The organism is Dyadobacter pollutisoli, assembly GCF_026625565.1.
Taxonomy (GTDB): Bacteria; Bacteroidota; Bacteroidia; order Cytophagales; family Spirosomataceae; genus Dyadobacter; species Dyadobacter pollutisoli.
Window position 1 is genome coordinate 1859025 of record NZ_CP112998.1, and the last position, 18033, is coordinate 1877057.

Genomic DNA, 18033 nt, shown 5'->3' on the forward strand with positions numbered 1-18033 from the left:
TACCTGCCAATGAAGAAAGTACTGATCATTGACGATGAAGAAAAATTACGGGGACTGATCGGCCGGGTCGTGAAGCTGGAAGGTTTTGATGTGACCGAAGCGGGCGATATCCGGACTGCCTTGAAAAAGCTGGAACAAACGGATATTGATATTGTACTATGCGATGTAAAGCTTCCGGATGGCAATGGCGTTGAATTTCTGAATACAATCCGTGAAAAATATCCACTCGTTGAAGTGATCCTGCTTACTGCTTATGGAAACATTCCCGACGGTGTCCAGGCCATAAAAAATGGCGCTTTCGACTACATTACCAAAGGCGACGACAATGCCAGGATCATTCCGTTGCTGTATCGTGCCCTTGAAAAAGCCGAGCTCAACAAGCGCGTCGCCAACCTTGAAAAGCAGCTCGCAGAAAAGCATTCATTTGATGCGATCATTGGTAAATCCAAAAAACTGCTCGCTAGCGTCGATCTGGCCAGAAGGGTAGCGCCAACTGACACCACGGTACTGCTTTTAGGCGAAACGGGCACTGGGAAAGAGGTGTTCGCGCAATCCATTCATCAGGCGAGTGCGAGATCCAAAAAGCCATTTGTGGCCATTAATTGCTCGGCTTTTGGAAAAGACCTGCTGGAAAGTGAAATGTTCGGGCATAAGGCGGGGGCATTCACGGGGGCAATCAGGGACAAGAAAGGACTGTTTGAAGAAGCCAATACTGGCACCATTTTTCTGGATGAAATCGGTGAAATGGCTTTGGAATTACAGGCAAAGCTGCTTCGTGTCCTCGAATCCGGGGAGTTTATTAAAATAGGTGACACGCATCCGACGAAAGTCAATGTCCGCATCATTGCGGCCACCAACCGTGATCTTGAAAAAGAGATTGCTGCGGGCGAATTCAGAAGCGATTTATTTTACAGGCTTTCTGTTTTTCAAATCACGATTCCCGCATTGCGGGAGCGGGTTTCGGACATTGCGGCACTGGCTAACGAATTTGCAGTAAGATTTGCATTGAAGGCCAATAAGAAGATCAAAGCCTTGTCGCCGGATTTCATAGCCGCCTTGGAACACAGTCAGTGGAACGGCAACATCCGCGAGCTCAAAAATGTAATCGAAAGAAGTGTGATCCTGACAGACGGCCCCGTGCTGGATCGGGAGAGCCTTCCCATGGAGCTGAGCCAGATGCGAAACAATACTGATAAAAGCATGTCCGCTTTTTCAATGGCCAGCGCAGAAAAAATACATCTTCAAAAAGTACTCAACTATACCAACGGCAACAAGGCCGAAGCCGCCCGACTTTTAGAGATCGGGATAGCAACACTTTACCGAAAGATAGACGAATATAAATTGTAAGTCATCCTTCTATTCTGATAACGAGCCTATCATTTTGATAGGCTTTTTTTATTGGCACAGCGCGTGTTATTTTATCAAAGTGCTGTAAATCAATGTGTTATTGTCCTGTGTGATGTTGCGGCATACGGTTGGTATCAACAGGTGAAAACTTAATAAACGCAATCATGACAACACTCCTTCTTATGGCCGCTGGTGCATTAGCCTTCGTGCTGTTTTACAAATCCATCAATTACTTCGAAAAGATCTGAAACCATGGCAGCGCTATTCATCGTCTCTATCCTGGTTTTCGCATATATGTGTTACGTGCTTGTAAAACCTGAAAAATTTTAAACTGTTAAACCAATGAATACTGAACTGTCAGGTATAATCTTCGTTTTTGTCGCTACCGTAGCATTGTCAATTCCGCTGGGTAAATATATCGCGAAAGTCTACGGGGAGGAAAAAACGATTCTTGACCCCGTTTTTGGCCCGCTTGAAAATCTCTTTTTTAAACTGAGCGGCATCAAACCGAATGTTGAAATGAACTGGAAGCAACATCTGGTTGCATTGCTAACGATTAATATGGTCTGGTTTTTCCTGGGCATGTTCGTACTGATGAACCAGGGCTGGTTGCCGCTCAATCCGGATGGTAACCCTTCCCAATCTGCGGAACTGGCATTTAATACTTCCATATCCTTTGTGGTCAACTGTAATCTGCAGCATTATTCAGGGGAAACCGGCATGAGCTATCTCGGTCAGTTGTTTCTAATGTTTTTGCAATTTGTGAGCGCGGGTACCGGTATGGCTGCCGCAGCGATTGTGATGATCGCATTGAAAGAACGTACAACCGACAAGCTGGGCAACTTTTATAATTTGCTGGTAAGATCCTGCATCAGGATCTTGTTGCCGCTATCGGTCATTGTAGCCATTCTGCTGGTTGCCAATGGTACACCTATGACATTCGACGGTAAAGACTCGATCATATCCATGCAGGGCGACACTGTTCAGGTTTCTACCGGGCCAGTTGCTGCTTTCGTGGGGATTAAGCACATTGGGACTAATGGAGGCGGGTTTTTTGGGACTAATTCAGCTCATCCTCTGGAAAATCCTAATTATTTTACCAACATGACCGAAATGTGCGCCCAGCTGATCATTCCGTTGTCCATGATTTTCGCGCTTGGATTTTTTCTTAAAAAGCGCCGTTTGGCCTGGATGATTTTTGGCGTGATGACCTTGGGTTTTATGTTGTTAACCATTCCCACGATCATCACAGAACTGAAAGGAAACCCTAAACTGGCACAAATGGGTATCGACGTCTCTTCCGGGGCCATGGAAGGAAAGGAAGTACGGTTTGGCACGACGGCTTCCGCATTTTGGAGTATAGCCACCACCGTTATATCCACAGGCTCTGTTAATTCCATGCACGACAGCTTCATGCCAGCGTCGGGACTGACCCAAATGTTGTCTATGATGACCAATGCATTTTACGGTGGTGTGGGCGTTGGGATTTTGAATTTCTACATTTTTATCATCCTGGCCGTCTTTATCAGCGGTTTAATGGTGGGGAGGACACCCGAATTCATGGGTAAAAAAATTGAGGCACGGGAAATGAAAATTGCCATGATCGTAGCATTACTGCATCCGCTGCTTATTTTAGCGGGTACCGCGTTGGCGGTAGCCATGCCACAGTTCACAGCTGGTACGCTCAACAATCCCGGTTTCCACGGATTTAGTGAAATGCTTTATGAATACACTTCATCATCGGCCAATAATGGTAGCGGTTTCGAGGGCCTGAGTGACAATACACCATGGTGGAACATCAGCTGCGGCATCGTTCTGATCCTTTCCAGGTTCCTGCCCATCATTGGTCCGGTCGCGATTGCGGGTATTTTGGCCTCCAAAAAACATATCCCGGAAAGTGCGGGAACACTTAAAACCGACACAGGCACATTCGGTATCATGGTTTTTGCGGTCATCGTGATCATCACGGCATTATCCTTCTTCCCGGCACTTACCCTGGGCCCGATCGCAGAGTATTTTTCAATCAATCATTAACAGAAAATCAGAATGAAATCTCAAAATACATCCCTTTTTCAGGGAGATCTGGTGAGGGAAGCGATGACTCAGTCGTTCGTCAAGCTGAACCCCAAAGTGATGTTCCGTAACCCCGTCATGTTTACCGTATGGATCGGAACATTTGTAATGCTCATCGTCAATATCTGGATCATATCAGGTGAAAAAAGTCAGGGTAGCCTGGCATATAACCTCATCGTTTTTGCTATACTCTTGCTTACATTGCTTTTTGCCAATTTCGCAGAAGCCATTGCAGAGGCGAGAGGAAAAGCCCAGGCGAACAGTTTGCGGAAAACCCGTGAAGAAACGCCCGCCAAATGGCTACAGGCGATCGGCGATATGTATGTGAACGAAGTCAAGATCATTCCCTCCTCGCAACTTCAAAAAGGGCACGTTTTTCTCTGCGAAACCGGCGATATCATTCCTACCGACGGCGAGATCATTGAAGGTCTTGCGACGATCGATGAAAGTGCGATTACAGGCGAATCGGCACCCGTTATCCGGGAGGCCGGCGGAGATAAAAGCAGCGTTACGGGTGGAACCAAAGTCCTTTCTGACCGCATTAAAGTAAAAGTTACCACCGAACCCGGTGAAAGCTTTCTGGACAAGATGATTGCATTGGTAGAAGGTGCAAGCCGCCAGAAAACGCCCAATGAGATCGCATTGACCATTTTGCTGGCTGGTTTCACGCTGGTATTCGTCATTGTGTGTATTACTTTAAAACCGTTCGGTGATTTCGCGGATACACCCATCACCATTGCGGCATTCATTTCATTGTTCGTGTGCCTGATCCCGACCACGATCGGCGGCTTGCTCTCAGCGATCGGGATTGCGGGGATGGACAGGGCGCTTCGGGCCAATGTGATCACCAAGAGTGGAAAGGCTGTTGAAACGGCCGGGGACATTGACACATTGTTGCTTGACAAAACCGGCACGATCACGATCGGTAACCGGAAAGCGACCCATTTCTGGCCCGCGGATGGCATTGAGAAAAGTCATTTTATCACCAGCGCAGCGCTCAGCTCCATCGCTGACGAAACACCCGAGGGTAAATCCATTATCGAGCTGGCCTCGATCGTACCGGACCGGTTACGGGTAGAAAACCCCACTTTCATTCAGTTTACAGCTGAAACCCGGAGTTCTGGGATCAATTTCATGGACACACGCATACGTAAGGGTGCGTCGGACGCGATCAGGCAGCTGAGCGAGAAGGCGGGGAACCAATTTCCTGCCGATACCGCCGAAAAAGTGAGGGAGATTTCCAGCAATGGGGGTACGCCGCTGGTGGTTTCGGAAAATGAAAAAGTAATCGGCGTGATCGAATTGCAGGACATTATCAAACCAGGCATTCAGGAACGTTTTGAAAGACTGCGCAGAATGGGCGTAAAAACGGTGATGGTGACTGGTGATAATCCATTGACAGCCAAATTTATAGCCGAAAAAGCAGGTGTGGATGACTACATCGCCGAAGCCAAACCAGAAGATAAAATGAATTACATCAAAGCTGAGCAGCATAAAGGAAAGCTTGTGGCCATGATGGGCGACGGTACCAACGATGCCCCCGCACTGGCGCAGGCTGATGTAGGCGTGGCTATGAACAGCGGAACGCAGGCAGCGAAGGAAGCCGGTAACATGGTGGATCTGGATAATGACCCCACGAAGCTGATTGAGATCGTGGAAATCGGTAAACAGCTGTTAATGACCCGCGGAACGCTGACTACATTCAGTATTGCGAATGACGTCGCCAAGTATTTCGCCATCGTGCCCGCATTGTTTATTGCCTCCATTCCTGCATTGCAAGGTCTTAATATCATGGGGCTGCATAGTCCGGAAAGCGCGATACTCTCTGCGGTGATTTTCAATGCGATCATCATTCCGCTACTGATCCCGCTGGCTTTGAAAGGTGTTGCCTACAAACCCATCGGTGCCAGCGCATTACTACGCAGAAACCTGCTGATTTATGGCCTTGGCGGGGTTTTGGTTCCCTTTGCGGGGATTAAGGTGATTGATATGGTTGTGAGTGCTTGGTTTTGAAATTATAAAAAAGGATTAATAATGGTAAGCCGATCGTCAATGACAAGTCCATGCTGCATATCTTCTGAGTACAAGATGTTGCAACTAGCTTCTAGCGCGGACGCAATTATTTTTGAATCAAAAGGTTGCAAAAAATATCTGTTAAAAATGCGTAGGGCAGAATTTACAACCTGCTCAGTTTCATCTTGCATGAACGTGCTTGCGATCAGCTCATTCAAAAAACGGGTAGAGCTCGTGCGATCCATTTTTAGCTTTCGGAGACAAACATTCAAGCATTCAAACACAACCTGCGGACTAATGAAAGGTAAGTCCAAAATCAAAGAAGAAGCGATTTCTTTCTTGTTGCTTCCATTCAAATCCAAAAGATACAGCACAACATTGCTGTCAATGAAAGGCCTATCTTTCATTGGCTTCGTCTCTGTTGAAATTGAAGCCTCCAAGATCTATTTGAATAGTCTTAAAATATCGATGAGCCTTTTTTGCGGCCTCCTTTTTTGCGGCGAGAATCTCGTTTCTACTCTCTTTGATTTCAAAAGCGATTACTTCAATCCCCTTATGCAAATAGTCATCAGGTAGCTTCACGTTCAGATCGTCGGCATTTTGAGCGACAAAAACTTTTCTGTACATAAGAATCAAGTTATTATCAAAGTTAAAAATTAAAATCCAAATGAAACAACATATTTTTCCAGCGGTCAGGTTGACAATTTTGACGTTGGTATTCTTCTCAGGCATATACACATTGGTGATCCTTGGGGTTGCAAAAGTGTTTCCAAATCACGGAAAAGGGGAGATCATGGAGCGGAACGGGAAACGGTATTATGCTAATATCGGTCAGTCTTTTACAGATGACAAGTATTTCAATTCCCGCCCATCCGCAGTGGGGTACAATGCTGCCGGTAGTGGGGGTAGTAACAAGGGCCCGTCGAATGAGGAATACCTGGGCGTGGTACAGGCAAGGATAGATACATTTTTGATGCATAATCCCGGCGTACAAAAGTCGCAAATCCCCGTCGAGCTCGTCACTGCGAGTGCTAGCGGCCTGGACCCTGACATTTCTGCCAAAGCCGCATTGGTACAGGTAACCCGGATCGCCAAAATCCGAAATGTTCCCGCTCAAAAGCTGGAATTATTAGTCAATGAAAATACTCAGAAACCTTTGCTGGGACTTTTTGGGCCGGAGAAAGTCAATGTATTGGCATTGAACCTCGCACTTGACAATTTGAAATAAAAAGCCGCCGGCTCATTTCGGATGCGACGCAGTGAACCGGCCAGTAACGGTACCCGCCGCTTTGATTACCAGATCGAAAGTAAATGAAAACAGTATTTTTAGGCGCTTTGGTCATTGCTGCGGCAATGCCAGCCTACTCACAGGACTCCACTGAAACCAGAAACCATTTTACCATAAGCGGGTACGTTGAATCGTATTACGTGCAGGATTTTCACAAAACGGAAAACCACACATTACCCGGATTTATCTACAATCACAACCGAACCAACGAAGTAAACCTGAACCTGGCCATGCTCCGGGGCAGCTACAATACCGACCGGCTGCGTGCCAATATTTCGCTGGCAGCCGGTACTTATATGAATGCCAATTATGCAGCTGAGCCAGGTGTGCTCAAAAATATTTATGAAGCCAACGCGGGAATTAAATTGGCCAAAAACCACAACCTATGGCTCGACGCAGGGATCATGCCTTCCCACATTGGATTTGAAAGTGCAATCGGCAAAGATAACTGGATGCTTACCAGAAGTTTGATGGCTGAAAATACGCCGTACTTTGAGTCAGGGGCGAAACTTGGCTATACCAGCAACAATGAAAAATGGTACCTGTCGGCCATGTATCTCAATGGTTGGCAGCGAATTCAGCGCGTGGATGGTAACTCCACGCCCGCATTCGGGACGCAGGTTACATTTAAACCAGCATCTTATGTGACATTGAATTACAGCACTTTTATCGGAAGCGATAAGCCGGACAGCCTGCGACAAATGCGGTACTACCACAACGTTTATGGAATATTCCAACTTTCCGAAAAATGGGGTATCACCACAGGTTTTGACATTGGGAGTGAGCAAAACCAAAAGGGAAGCAGCAGTTACAACACCTGGTATGTCCCCGTGCTCATCGCCCGGTTTTCAGTATCGCCAAAGTTCAATATAGCGGCGAGAGGGGAGTACTATCATGACAAAAAAGGCGTGATTATTGCGACCGCTTCGGATCACGGTTTTCAGACTTATGGCTTATCAATTAATTGCGACTACGCCATCAGTTCGCAAGTAATGTGGCGCATGGAGGCACGACACCTGAATAGCAGGGACGCAATCTTCAACGGTGCCAGCGACAAACTCACCCGTAACAAAACCTACATGACTACTGCCATCACTTTTGCATTGAATTGATAAAAAAACTTACATTCCAATGGAAAACAACAGTGCGGAACATTTTCTTGACCTGATCAAAAAATCAAGGAAAGGTAAATTCAAGATCTATATCGGGATGAGTGCGGGGGTCGGCAAGACTTTCCGCATGTTGCAGGAGGCGCATGCACTGTTGCGTACAGGTATTGATGTCAAAATCGGATACATTGAAACGCATAACCGGAAGGAAACGCACGATTTGCTGGAAGGATTACCGGTTATTCCCCGACGGAAGTTGTTTTATAAAGGAAAGGAACTCGAAGAGCTGGACGTGCAGGCGGTGATCACCTTGCGGCCTGAGGTAGTGATCGTTGACGAGCTGGCACATACCAATATAGAGGGCAGCAAAAACACCAAGCGCTGGCAGGATGTCATGGATATTCTGGATGCAGGGATTAATGTGATCTCGGCTGTGAACATTCAGCACATCGAAAGCCTGAACCAGGAGGTGAAGGAAATAACCGGCGTGGAAGTCGCTGAACGCATTCCGGACAAGGTATTGGGACTAGCGGACGAGGTTGTCAACATCGACCTCACGGCCGACGAGCTTATTACCAGATTGAAGGAAGGCAAAATTTACACGCCCGAAAAGGTTCAGACGGCACTCCTGAATTTTTTCAAACCGCAGCACATTTTGCAGCTTCGGGAGCTTGCATTAAAAGAAGTAGCTTCCCAGGTAGAGCGCAAGGTCGAAAATGAGATCCAGCCGAATCTTGCGATCAAACACGAGCGTTTTCTGGCGTGTATCAGCAGTAACGAAAAAACGGCCCGCAATGTGATACGGAAAACAGCCAGACTTGCCAATTACTATCACAGCAACTGGTACCTGCTGTATGTACAGACGCCCAAGGAATCGGCCAGCAGGATAGGGTTAGCCAAACAGCGGCATTTGATCAATAATTTCAAACTGGCGACGGAACTGGGCGGTAATGTGATTAAAATCCAGAATGCCAGCATTGCCAAAGTGATCGTGGAGGTAGCCGAGCAGAATAAAATAACCACGATTTGTATCGGTAAGCCGCATTTGAACCTGTTTAAAGTCATATTGGCCACGAATGTTTTCAATGAACTTTTAAATAAGATGTCTTCTTCCGACATTGACCTCGTTATACTTTCCTGATCATGAAAATAAAGACCAAACTGAGGTTGGGGACCGGGATTTTGTTCGCCATGATCACCATACTCGCCGTGTTGGGGGTACGGCAGGTGAACATACTTTCCGCCGACTCGCGCAGTATCTTGAAAGCTAATTACAACTCGCTGGAATATGGCCGGCTCATGCTGCGGGCGCTCGAAAAACCTGCGGCCGGAAAACCCGACTTTGCTGATTTTGAAAAATACCTACTTCATCAGCAAAATAATATCACGGAAAATGGCGAGAAGGAGTTTACCGAGCAATTGACGGGACACTTTAAATCGCTGAAAACCAGTCCCTCTGATTCAGTTTTGGTTGGCCAGGTAAGGAACGATATCAATGATATCATGAGCCTTAACCTGAATGCGATCAGTCGAAAAAGTACGTATGCTGAGCAAACCGCCGGGAAATCGGTCGTCTGGATTGCTATTACTGGTACCATTTGTTTTTTGATAGCGCTCACATTATTTGTGAATTTGCCAAGCAACATTGCCAATCCGATCGGTGAACTCACAGAAAGTATCCGGCAAATCGCTAAAGAAAACTACACCGAAAGGGTGCATTTTGGCAGTAAGGACGAATACGGTCAGCTGGCGCAGTCGTTCAATACGATGGCGGAGAAGCTGGAAGAGTACAACAGCAGCAATCTAGCCAAATTAATGACTGAGAAAAAGCGGATCGAGACACTGATCAATAACATGCATGATCCGGTGATCGGGCTGGACGAAAATAAAATCATCATCTTTGCCAATGAGGAAGCCCAGAAAGTTACAGGCTTGAAAGCCAGCGAGCTGATAGGAGGCAAAGCCGCAGAAATAGCGCTGAGAAACGACCTGGTGCGATCATTGGTTAAGGATACCTTTGAAACCACAAAAGTCCATGCGGATCAGGCGCCTATGAAAATTTATGCTGACGGAAAGGAAAGTTACTTTGAAAAAGAAAACATTAACATTTCGATTACGCCTACCGGGGAAAAGGAAAGCCGGTCGATCGGACATGTAATCGTGCTGAGGAATATCACCCCTTACAAAGAGCTGGATTTTGCGAAAACGAATTTTATAGCCAATGTTTCCCATGAGCTGAAAACGCCGATCTCCGCCATAAAAATCACGCTTGATCTGCTTAAAAATGAGCGTATTGGCCAAACCAATGAGGAGCAGCGGCACCTGCTGGACGGTATCCGCGAAGACGCGGACCGGCTGCTCAAAATTACCGGCGAGCTGCTCAACATTACACAGGTTGAAAGCGGAAGGATCCAGCTGAATATCGAAAATGCTTCGCCTCGGGAAATCATTGGCTATGCCATCGCTTCCAATGAAACAATGGCTGAAAACCGTGATATCAAGTTACAGGTGCTGGAAAATGGCGTGCATTCAAGTGTGCAGGCGGACGCGGAAAAAACAGCATGGGTACTCACTAATCTGATTTCCAATGCGATTCGGTACTCTTACGACCATTCGGTGATCACGCTGGAAATCAGGGAAAATCAGGAGTACATTCAAATTTCGGTCAGGGACAATGGTCAGGGGATTTCACAGGAGTATCAGGACAAAATATTTGACCGGTACTTTCGGGTACCGGGCTCTACCCGCGAAGGAACTGGCCTTGGCCTGGCCATCAGCCGGGAATTTATGGAGGCGCAGCAAGGCACGCTCACCGTGGAAAGCGAGCTGGGAGCAGGTAGTACCTTCACAATCGGGCTGAAAAAGAGCGTCTGAATCGCCAGTTTTATTCCAAAACCCTTACTCCGACGTAAGAAGAAGCATTTCCTGAATTAAAGATCCGGTGTTTCGCTGTCTGAAAATCCTGTTCAGAAGCTTTGTAAATGTTCACGAATTTCTGAGGGTTACGGTCCACCAGCGGGAACCATGAGCTCTGCACCTGCACCATGATTTTGTGGCCCTTTTTGAACCTGTGTGCTGCGTCCTGCATATCAAAACGTACATTCTCAATTTTTCCTGGCACCAAAGGTTCTGGTTTCGAGAAGCTTTTTCTGAATTTGGCGCGCATTACCTCGCCGCGTACGAGCAGCTGAAAACCACCCATTTTCATATTTGGATTAACAGGACTGTTATTAGGAGCGTCGCCTGGGTAAACGTCTATGAGTTTCACTACGAAATCAGCATCAGTGCCGGTGGTGGATACGAAGAGATCGGCGAAAACATTTCCTGAAATGGTAACGTCCTCAGTCAATACTTCTGTTTGGTACACGAGCACGTCGGGCCGGGTGGAAGCAAAACGCTGGTCTTCATACATGTAATCGCTTCCCCGAATGATCCGTATTTCGGATGTATACGGCACTGGCCTGGCTGGATCGCTGGTATACTCATCAAAAGATGGACTAGCACCGACCTGCATAGTGGTCATCGTCGGAGAGAAAGAAAGCGTGCCGTCCGGGTGGAAGTACAGCTTCTTTTCCACGGCGTTTTTTGGGGGCCACTGATCATATTTTCTCCATTCATTAGCCCCTGTTTCGAAGATATAAGCCTTGGGTAAAGCTGGATCTGTGTTGCCCTTCAGATAATGATTGAAATAGGGAAGTTCGATGTCTTTTTGGTAAAAAGCACTCGTTTTGGATCCGAAGCGGATATTTCCCAATGATTGACCAGTCCCGCGCGACCAGCCTCCATGAATCCAGGGACCCATTACAAGCAAATTGGGCGACTTAGGTTTATTATTTTCGATGGCCTGATACGTTTTCAGCGGGCCGTAAAGATCTTCCTGATCAAACCATCCTCCCACCACCATCACGGCAGGTTTAATATTCTTTAAATGGGGCAGGGGCGTGCGCGCCTTCCAGAAATCATTGTAGCTCTCATTCTCCATCATCTGGTTCCAGATGCGGTTCTGATTCTTGAAAATCTTTTCATTGACATTTTTCAGCGGGCCGAGATTTTTATAAAACTCATACGAATCCGGTGTTCCGTAAGCTGAAAATTGTGGCGTACCTTTTGATGTGGGGACGGGTCTTGGCGCGCCGTAGGAAGAGAGAAATGCAAATGTGCCCATCAGGAAAAAAGCACCGTTATGATGGCGGTCGTCACCCATAAACCAGTCGGCAACAGGCGCTTGTGGAGATGCCACTTTCAATGCCGGGTGAGCTTCCACAGCGGTCATAGTAGCGTAGTAGCCTGGCGCAGAGATGCCCCAGCTGCCTACTTTGCCATTATTTCCTTCCATATTTTTGATCAGCCATTCAATGGTATCGTAGGTGTCAGAGCTTTCGTCGATATCGGTTTTGGCCTTTTTTTGAGTTATAAAAGGTCGGTATGCTTCAAAATCACCCTCAGACATATATTTCCCCCTTACATCCTGATACGCAATGATATAACCCTCTCGCGCAAAATGCATGCTGGGACCGATACTGTTTTTAAAAAGCGTCTCTCCATATGGGGCTACACTGTATGGCGTGCGATTGAGGAGAATAGGGTAGGTTTTGGAAGCCGAAATGTCCTTGGGAATGTAAATAGAAGTGAAAAGCTTGACACCATCACGTACAGGTATCATTCGTTCTATCTTGTTGTAATGTTCCCGGATGTAAACCGAGTCCTCATTGATTTTAGTTTGCGCCAAAGCAGTGGTACCAGAGTACAGGAGCATTGCCAGCAGGAACATAATACCGAATGACGGAGATTTAGGACATTGTTTCACAGGCGAAGTGAAGTAAGGTGTTTCAAAAAAAGGTGGTTATGCCAATTTAAGTATATACCGTTAAATAAAATCTCTTACCCGGAAAAATTTATATTTTTGATATTAAGAATAGCATTTATTGAAAATCTCCGATGACAGCAGGCTTTTTCAGCAAACACAGGCCGACGATTCTATACGGCATCTCATTGGCCCTGTTACTGTTCCTTTTAAAGTGGCTGGAACTGCGTTTTCTGATCATTAACCATATTGTCGAAATATATGCCGGTGCCATTGCGCTGATTTTCACTGGCCTGGGGATCTGGCTGGCGATGAAGCTGATCAAGCCCAAAGTCGAGACGGTCATTGTGGAGAAGGAAGTGCCTGTGTTTTCGGATGGCAGTTTTACATTTAATTCGAATGAGGCACAAACGCTTGGGCTTAGCAAGCGTGAGCTGGAAGTGCTGCAACTGATCGCGGAGGGAATGAGCAATCAACAAATTGCGGACCAGCTTTTTGTGTCTTTGAACACCATTAAAACACATTCTTCTAGACTGTTTGACAAAATGGAGGTGAAAAGCCGCACACAAGCAGTTGAAAAAGCCAGGCGGCTAAGTCTGATACCCTAGTAATTTTTCTGCTTTGTTGTCAAAAACAGGTATCACTATCAAAATCACCCGAAAGTATGAATTGAATTGATCAGCGGTTCTCCAATTTGCTATCTCATTTGATCAAAAACTTAACTGGTTATGAAAAGGATCGTTATAATTTGTGGATTAATCTCCGGCGTTATCGTGTCGACATTTATGGTCTCATCCATTGCTGTCTGCTATAATAAGGAAAGCTTCGAGGGGAACATGCTGCTGGGATATGCTTCCATGCTCCTGGCTTTTTCTCTGGTTTTTGTGGGTATTAAAAACTACCGCGACAAACACAATGGCGGTTTTGTAACATTCGGGAAAGCCTTCATGATTGGTCTTTACATCAGCTTAATCGCCTCGACTGTTTATGTGATTGTCTGGCTTGTTGACTACTATTTATTCATTCCGGACTTTATGGAAAAATTTGCCGCCAGCTCCATCAACAAGTTGCAGGAGGATGGGGTTTCCGGGGCTGAGCTGGAAAGTAAGATTGCGGAAATGGGTACTTACAAGGAATTTTACAAAAGTCCGCTGGGAGTAGTGCTGATTACCTACATGGAAATCCTACCGGTCGGATTGGTTGTTTCTTTGATTTCGGCGCTTATTTTGAAGAGGAGTGGCGGACTTGCCAAGTCTTGACGACTTGGTAAGTCTCGCTTTGAATAAGAGTTGCAAGTCTCAAAAGACTTGCCTGGTCTTGTATGGTTACCACAGGCGGTGAGCAAATAAGGCATACCGCAAGAAAATTATAAGTGCCATTCATTCATTTGTAACCATTAAATCCATTTGAGGTAAATAATTTCATTTCATCCATTCACATTAAACCATGAAAGATGAAACGATTTTATTACCTCATTTTAGTTTTGATATGGCCAGCGATTTGTTTGGCTCAACCAGGATCATTGGACCAAACTTTTGGACAGGGAGGGAAGGTGGTAACGGGGGTGACTGTTCCCCATAATTTGATTAACAAAATACTAATTCAAGAAGATGGTAAGACCGTAGCTATCGGATATTCCACACAGGTTCAATATGCGGGTCAATTTTGCCTAATCAGGTATAACTCAGACGGTAGTTTAGATAATTCGTTTGGAGTAAATGGAGTGGTAGAAACGCAATTCGGGACCAACGAAGACGTAGCGTCCTCAGGAGTAATTCAGCCAGATGGAAAGATAATCGCTTCAGGGTACACTTGGAATGGCTCAAATCATGACTTTGCAATGGTGAGATACGAAAAGGATGGCAGTATTGATCTGACCTTTGGTGTAGCTGGTGTTGTTAAGACAGATTTTTATGGCGAAAATGAGCAGGCGAACTCCATAGCTTTACAACCTGACGGTAAGGTAATAATCGCAGGGTATTCCCAAGATTTAGCAAATTTCGACATAAATATAGCCCTCGCGAGGTATAGCAGTGATGGTGTGTTGGACAGCGAGTTTGGAGACAACGGCAAAGTTATTATTGGTTTAGGCCAAACCGGAGTTTTGGGAGAAGCGGATGCCTGGCAGCTTGCGAGGGGAATTGCCTTACAGCAGGATGGGGAAATTTTACTCACCGGATTTACGGAATTATTGAATGATGCGAATCAAGCTCCGGAGGATGTTTTGATGTTGTTGAGAATAAAGAATACTGGGAGGCTAGATGATGGATTTGGGGTTAATGGTGTTGTGACTACCAAGATCGGATTTAAGGATGTTGGATCTTCGGTTGACATTCAGGCAGACGGTAAAATCATTGTTCTGGGTACAACTAGACCTGTATTTGGAGGTTACGATGATATGCTGCTTGTAAGGTACAAGAGTACAGGAGAGCTAGACAACTCTTTTGGGAATAACGGAATTGTCAAGACTGTATTTAGCAACACGGATGACGTAGGAGGGAGTTTGGCTTTGCAATCTGACCAGAAAATCGTTGCAGTAGGATTTACAGCGGTTAATAATGGATCAACCCTCGATTTCGCTATGGCGAGATACAATACTGATGGAACGTTAGACAATAGCTTTGATGGTGACGGGAAAGTTACTACGGATTTTAACGGAAATTGGGACGTGGGTACATGTTTAGCTATTCAGAATAACGGCAAGATTGTAATTGGGGGGTATACTTTCGTAAATAATGACCACAAGTTTGCGATAGCCAAATACAACAATGACGCGGCACTACCTGTAACATTAGCCACATTTGACGCAATCAAACAAGAAAATCATGTCTTGTTAAGGTGGAAAACGACCTCCGAGGAGAATAGTGACCGCATTGAAGTTCATCGAAGTGTTGACGGCAAGAAGTGGGATACGATCGGATCAATTAAAACATCAATAGATTCTCAAAGAGAGAAGGAATATGAACTATTAGATCAAAAGCCAAATGCTGGTAAAAATCTTTATCGCCTCAGAATGACCGATTTGGATGAATCATTTTCATACAGTAGAATCAGGTCTGTCTTGATGGATCAAGGTGAATTTGTAAAGGTTTATCCAAATCCGGCATCCGGAACGCTTAAAATTCATCTTGTAAATAAAGGGAATGTTGCAAATTCGGAATTGCTGAATCATCTTGGCAGACAAGTGTATCATTCCAGAGAATTTGCGGAGGAAATCAATTTGGAGGGTATTTCAAGTGGTATGTATTCACTGGTCCTAACTTTCAGCAACGGATCTAAGTATTCAAGCAAAGTTGTGGTAGAGAAGTAGGCGAGGGGTTAAGACTTACCAAGTCTTCAAGACTTGGCAAGTCTAGTTTAATTACTAACAAAATCCTTCCGAAAGGCGGCCGGCGTCAGCCCGGTTTTGCTTTTGAAAAGTCTGTTAAAGTATTGCGGATATTCGAATCCCAGGTTGTAGGCGGTTTCGTTAACGGTCAGATTGGTTGTCAACAGGATCTCTTTTGCTTTTTCGATCAGACCATTGTGAATGTGTTGCTGGGCACTCATACCTGTGAGCGAGCGCAGCATATCACTCAGGTAATGCGCGGAAACATTTAGCTGTTCTGCTATTTCATTGACAGTAGGCAGGTGGCGAATCTGATCTTCCCTGAAAATCTGTTTGATAAGTTCTTCAAATTTCTCCAACGGCTCCTGCTCCGAACTTTGTCTGGTAATGAACTGCCTGTTGTAGAATCGGTTGCAATAATTGAGCAATACTTCTATATGTGACACAATTACATCCTGACTGAATGCATCAATGGATTGCTGATACTCGTTTCTGATATCCTCCATAATGCGATCGATCATAGCTTCCTCTTTTTCCGAAAGGTGCAATGCCTCATTCATGTTGTAGGAGAAGAACCCGTAATGGTCAATGCGCTTGGCCAGGTCGTATTTTCGGATAAAGTCCGGGTGGATCAGAAGCATCCACCCGGCTATTTGAGAATAATCACCTTCTCTGTTTAATGTAAAAACCTGCTTAGGTAATGAAAAACCCATGACGCCGTTGCTGAAATCATAACATTTTCGTCCGTAACCTATCGTAGCATTAATATTCTTTTTTAGAAAAATGCTGTAAAAATTATGGATCAACTTGTCGTCCGGCAAGTCGGGAAGCGCCACTGCGCATTTCAGCCCGATCACGCTGATCAGCGGGTGCTCAGGTTGAGGCATACCCATGATTTTATGATAGTCCGAAATCGAGTTAATGATCAGTGGCCCTTTGTTTTTCATTTTCCTGTCAATTTTACAAATTTACCCCAGCCATTGCAGACTCATCGTAACGCTCGCCGGCGATGCTTCCCAGCGGCAAAATGGATTCCAAATGCGCCAGTTCGGTGTCAGTAAAGGTAACACTTGCGGCGGCCACATTGTCTTCGAGGTACTTCACTCTTTTTGTCCCGGGAATGGGCACGGTACCTTTTGCCAATGTCCATGCGATGGCAAGTTGTGAGGGTGTGATTCCTTTTTCTGCTGCGAGCTGTTGAATTTCAGCCACTAATTCAAGATTTTTATAAAAATTATCACCCTGAAAACGTGGAATGGTTCTCCGGAAATCGTCAGCCGGAAAGTCGTCCGGGCTTTTTAGGTCGCCGGTCAGAAAGCCTCTGCCGAGCGGCGAATAGGAAACAAAACCAATACCCAGTTCTTTCAATGTGTCGAACAGGCCATTCTCTTCTGGTGCTCTTTCAAAAAGCGAATATTCGGTCTGCACTGCACTGATTGGATGGATGCTGTGTGCCCTTCTCAACGTCTGCGCTGATACCTCCGACAAACCAATGTACTTCACCTTGCCCGATTGCACCAGCTCGGCCATCGTGCCAACGGTATCCTCAATGGGTGTTTCAGGGTCGACGCGATGCAGATAATAAAGGTCAATGTAGTCGGTGCCCAGGTTCTTAAGCGAACGTTCCACCGATTTTTTCACATACTCAGGACGACCATTGATTCGCCAGGTAAGCTGTTCATTGTCATCTACTTCGTAGCCGAATTTGGTGGCGATAATATATTGGTCCCGGTGTCCCTTGATTGCTTTACTGATCAACCTTTCGTTGAGTAGGGGGCCGTAGAGATCCGCTGTATCCAGAAAATTAACGCCCAGTTCCAATGCACGGTGAATGGTGGCTATCGATTCGGTTTCGTCGGCAACGCCGTAAATGTTCATGCCTGCAAGGGAGGTCATACCCATGCAACCCAGGCCCTCGACAGGAACTTCAAGCCCCTGGCTTCCTAATTTTGTTGTTTGAATGCTGCTCATTATTCAGTTTGAAAATGGAAGTAACTAGTACAGCACAAAGGTGGCAGATTCAAACTCCCTGAAATTATACGAAACGGCCGGATTTGTATACGAATTGGAG

Annotated in this window: 15 protein-coding genes; 10 read left to right on the forward strand and 5 right to left on the reverse strand. The window is 45.8% G+C overall.

Annotated elements, in window-relative coordinates:
• Window positions 1–9 precede the first annotated feature (9 nt).
• From ON006_RS07735 to kdpB, 3 genes are all read left to right on the forward strand, one after another.
• Window positions 10–1347 carry a sigma-54-dependent transcriptional regulator gene (locus tag ON006_RS07735; protein ID WP_244819053.1) on the forward strand — a complete coding sequence of 446 codons (1338 nt, stop codon included), beginning with the start codon at window positions 10–12 and terminating at the stop codon, window positions 1345–1347.
• A 342-nt stretch (window positions 1348–1689) separates the two neighbouring features.
• Window positions 1690–3381, forward strand: coding sequence for a potassium-transporting ATPase subunit KdpA (gene kdpA / locus ON006_RS07740; RefSeq protein WP_244819052.1), 1692 nt, complete (start codon window positions 1690–1692; stop codon window positions 3379–3381).
• A 12-nt stretch (window positions 3382–3393) separates the two neighbouring features.
• Window positions 3394–5433, forward strand: coding sequence for a potassium-transporting ATPase subunit KdpB (gene kdpB / locus ON006_RS07745; protein WP_244819051.1), 2040 nt, complete (start codon window positions 3394–3396; stop codon window positions 5431–5433).
• A gap of 2 nt (window positions 5434–5435) precedes the next feature.
• Here the strand turns inward: kdpB and ON006_RS32310 are convergent, their stop codons facing one another.
• Both ON006_RS32310 and ON006_RS07750 read right to left on the reverse strand, forming a co-directional pair.
• Window positions 5436–5840: a PIN domain-containing protein gene (locus ON006_RS32310; RefSeq protein ID WP_374760188.1), complete on the reverse strand. Its 405-nt coding sequence runs from the start codon at window positions 5838–5840 to the stop codon at window positions 5436–5438.
• Window positions 5830–6060: a hypothetical protein gene (locus ON006_RS07750; protein ID WP_244819050.1), complete on the reverse strand. Its 231-nt coding sequence runs from the start codon at window positions 6058–6060 to the stop codon at window positions 5830–5832. Before ON006_RS07750 ends, ON006_RS32310 begins: the two co-directional genes overlap by 11 nt.
• A gap of 40 nt (window positions 6061–6100) precedes the next feature.
• Here ON006_RS07750 and ON006_RS07755 point away from each other — a divergent pair, with 40 nt between their 5' ends.
• From ON006_RS07755 to ON006_RS07770, 4 genes are all read left to right on the forward strand, one after another.
• Entirely contained in the window at window positions 6101–6661 is a 561-nt protein-coding gene (locus tag ON006_RS07755) for a K(+)-transporting ATPase subunit C (protein WP_244819049.1), read from the forward strand.
• Between the two features lie 83 nt (window positions 6662–6744).
• Window positions 6745–7833, forward strand: coding sequence for a porin (locus ON006_RS07760; RefSeq protein ID WP_244819048.1), 1089 nt, complete (start codon window positions 6745–6747; stop codon window positions 7831–7833).
• 19 nt (window positions 7834–7852) lie between these two features.
• Window positions 7853–8971, forward strand: coding sequence for a sensor protein KdpD (locus ON006_RS07765; protein ID WP_244819047.1), 1119 nt, complete (start codon window positions 7853–7855; stop codon window positions 8969–8971).
• A 2-nt stretch (window positions 8972–8973) separates the two neighbouring features.
• Window positions 8974–10704: a HAMP domain-containing sensor histidine kinase gene (locus tag ON006_RS07770; protein ID WP_244819046.1), complete on the forward strand. Its 1731-nt coding sequence runs from the start codon at window positions 8974–8976 to the stop codon at window positions 10702–10704.
• Between the two features lie 10 nt (window positions 10705–10714).
• Here the strand turns inward: ON006_RS07770 and ON006_RS07775 are convergent, their stop codons facing one another.
• Complete coding sequence (locus ON006_RS07775) at window positions 10715–12637, reverse strand: CocE/NonD family hydrolase (protein WP_244819045.1); 1923 nt, start codon at window positions 12635–12637, stop codon at window positions 10715–10717.
• 131 nt (window positions 12638–12768) lie between these two features.
• On the opposite strand from ON006_RS07775, the gene ON006_RS07780 reads away from it, so the two are divergent.
• From ON006_RS07780 to ON006_RS07790, 3 genes are all read left to right on the forward strand, one after another.
• Window positions 12769–13242, forward strand: a complete 474-nt coding sequence (locus tag ON006_RS07780; RefSeq protein WP_244819044.1) for a response regulator transcription factor — start codon at window positions 12769–12771, stop codon at window positions 13240–13242.
• 120 nt (window positions 13243–13362) lie between these two features.
• Entirely contained in the window at window positions 13363–13893 is a 531-nt protein-coding gene (locus ON006_RS07785; RefSeq protein WP_244819043.1) for a DUF4199 domain-containing protein, read from the forward strand.
• Between the two features lie 194 nt (window positions 13894–14087).
• Complete coding sequence (locus ON006_RS07790; RefSeq protein ID WP_244819042.1) at window positions 14088–15944, forward strand: T9SS type A sorting domain-containing protein; 1857 nt, start codon at window positions 14088–14090, stop codon at window positions 15942–15944.
• Window positions 15945–15991: 47 nt separating this feature from the next.
• Here the strand turns inward: ON006_RS07790 and ON006_RS07795 are convergent, their stop codons facing one another.
• Together ON006_RS07795 and ON006_RS07800 are read right to left on the reverse strand one after the other, a co-directional pair.
• Window positions 15992–16909, reverse strand: a complete 918-nt coding sequence (locus ON006_RS07795; RefSeq protein WP_244819041.1) for a helix-turn-helix domain-containing protein — start codon at window positions 16907–16909, stop codon at window positions 15992–15994.
• A 13-nt stretch (window positions 16910–16922) separates the two neighbouring features.
• On the reverse strand, window positions 16923–17933 hold the full coding sequence (locus tag ON006_RS07800) for an aldo/keto reductase (protein WP_244819040.1): 1011 nt from the start codon (window positions 17931–17933) through the stop codon (window positions 16923–16925).
• Window positions 17934–18033 lie beyond the last annotated feature (100 nt).

What these genes read in the sequence shown, in the direction of transcription:
- kdpB (WP_244819051.1), top strand. Translation starts at nt 3,394, where the DNA reads ATGAAATCTCAAAATACATCCCTTTTTCAGGGAGATCTGGTGAGGGAA.
- ON006_RS07760 (WP_244819048.1), top strand. Translation starts at nt 6,745, where the DNA reads ATGAAAACAGTATTTTTAGGCGCTTTGGTCATTGCTGCGGCAATGCCA.
- ON006_RS07750 (WP_244819050.1), bottom strand. Translation starts at nt 6,060, where the DNA reads ATGTACAGAAAAGTTTTTGTCGCTCAAAATGCCGACGATCTGAACGTG.
- kdpA (WP_244819052.1), top strand. Translation starts at nt 1,690, where the DNA reads ATGAATACTGAACTGTCAGGTATAATCTTCGTTTTTGTCGCTACCGTA.
- ON006_RS07780 (WP_244819044.1), top strand. Translation starts at nt 12,769, where the DNA reads ATGACAGCAGGCTTTTTCAGCAAACACAGGCCGACGATTCTATACGGC.
- ON006_RS07755 (WP_244819049.1), top strand. Translation starts at nt 6,101, where the DNA reads ATGAAACAACATATTTTTCCAGCGGTCAGGTTGACAATTTTGACGTTG.
- ON006_RS07800 (WP_244819040.1), bottom strand. Translation starts at nt 17,933, where the DNA reads ATGAGCAGCATTCAAACAACAAAATTAGGAAGCCAGGGGCTTGAAGTT.
- ON006_RS07735 (WP_244819053.1), top strand. Translation starts at nt 10, where the DNA reads ATGAAGAAAGTACTGATCATTGACGATGAAGAAAAATTACGGGGACTG.
- ON006_RS07790 (WP_244819042.1), top strand. Translation starts at nt 14,088, where the DNA reads ATGAAACGATTTTATTACCTCATTTTAGTTTTGATATGGCCAGCGATT.
- ON006_RS07765 (WP_244819047.1), top strand. Translation starts at nt 7,853, where the DNA reads ATGGAAAACAACAGTGCGGAACATTTTCTTGACCTGATCAAAAAATCA.
- ON006_RS07795 (WP_244819041.1), bottom strand. Translation starts at nt 16,909, where the DNA reads ATGAAAAACAAAGGGCCACTGATCATTAACTCGATTTCGGACTATCAT.
- ON006_RS07785 (WP_244819043.1), top strand. Translation starts at nt 13,363, where the DNA reads ATGAAAAGGATCGTTATAATTTGTGGATTAATCTCCGGCGTTATCGTG.
- ON006_RS07770 (WP_244819046.1), top strand. Translation starts at nt 8,974, where the DNA reads ATGAAAATAAAGACCAAACTGAGGTTGGGGACCGGGATTTTGTTCGCC.
- ON006_RS32310 (WP_374760188.1), bottom strand. Translation starts at nt 5,840, where the DNA reads ATGAAAGATAGGCCTTTCATTGACAGCAATGTTGTGCTGTATCTTTTG.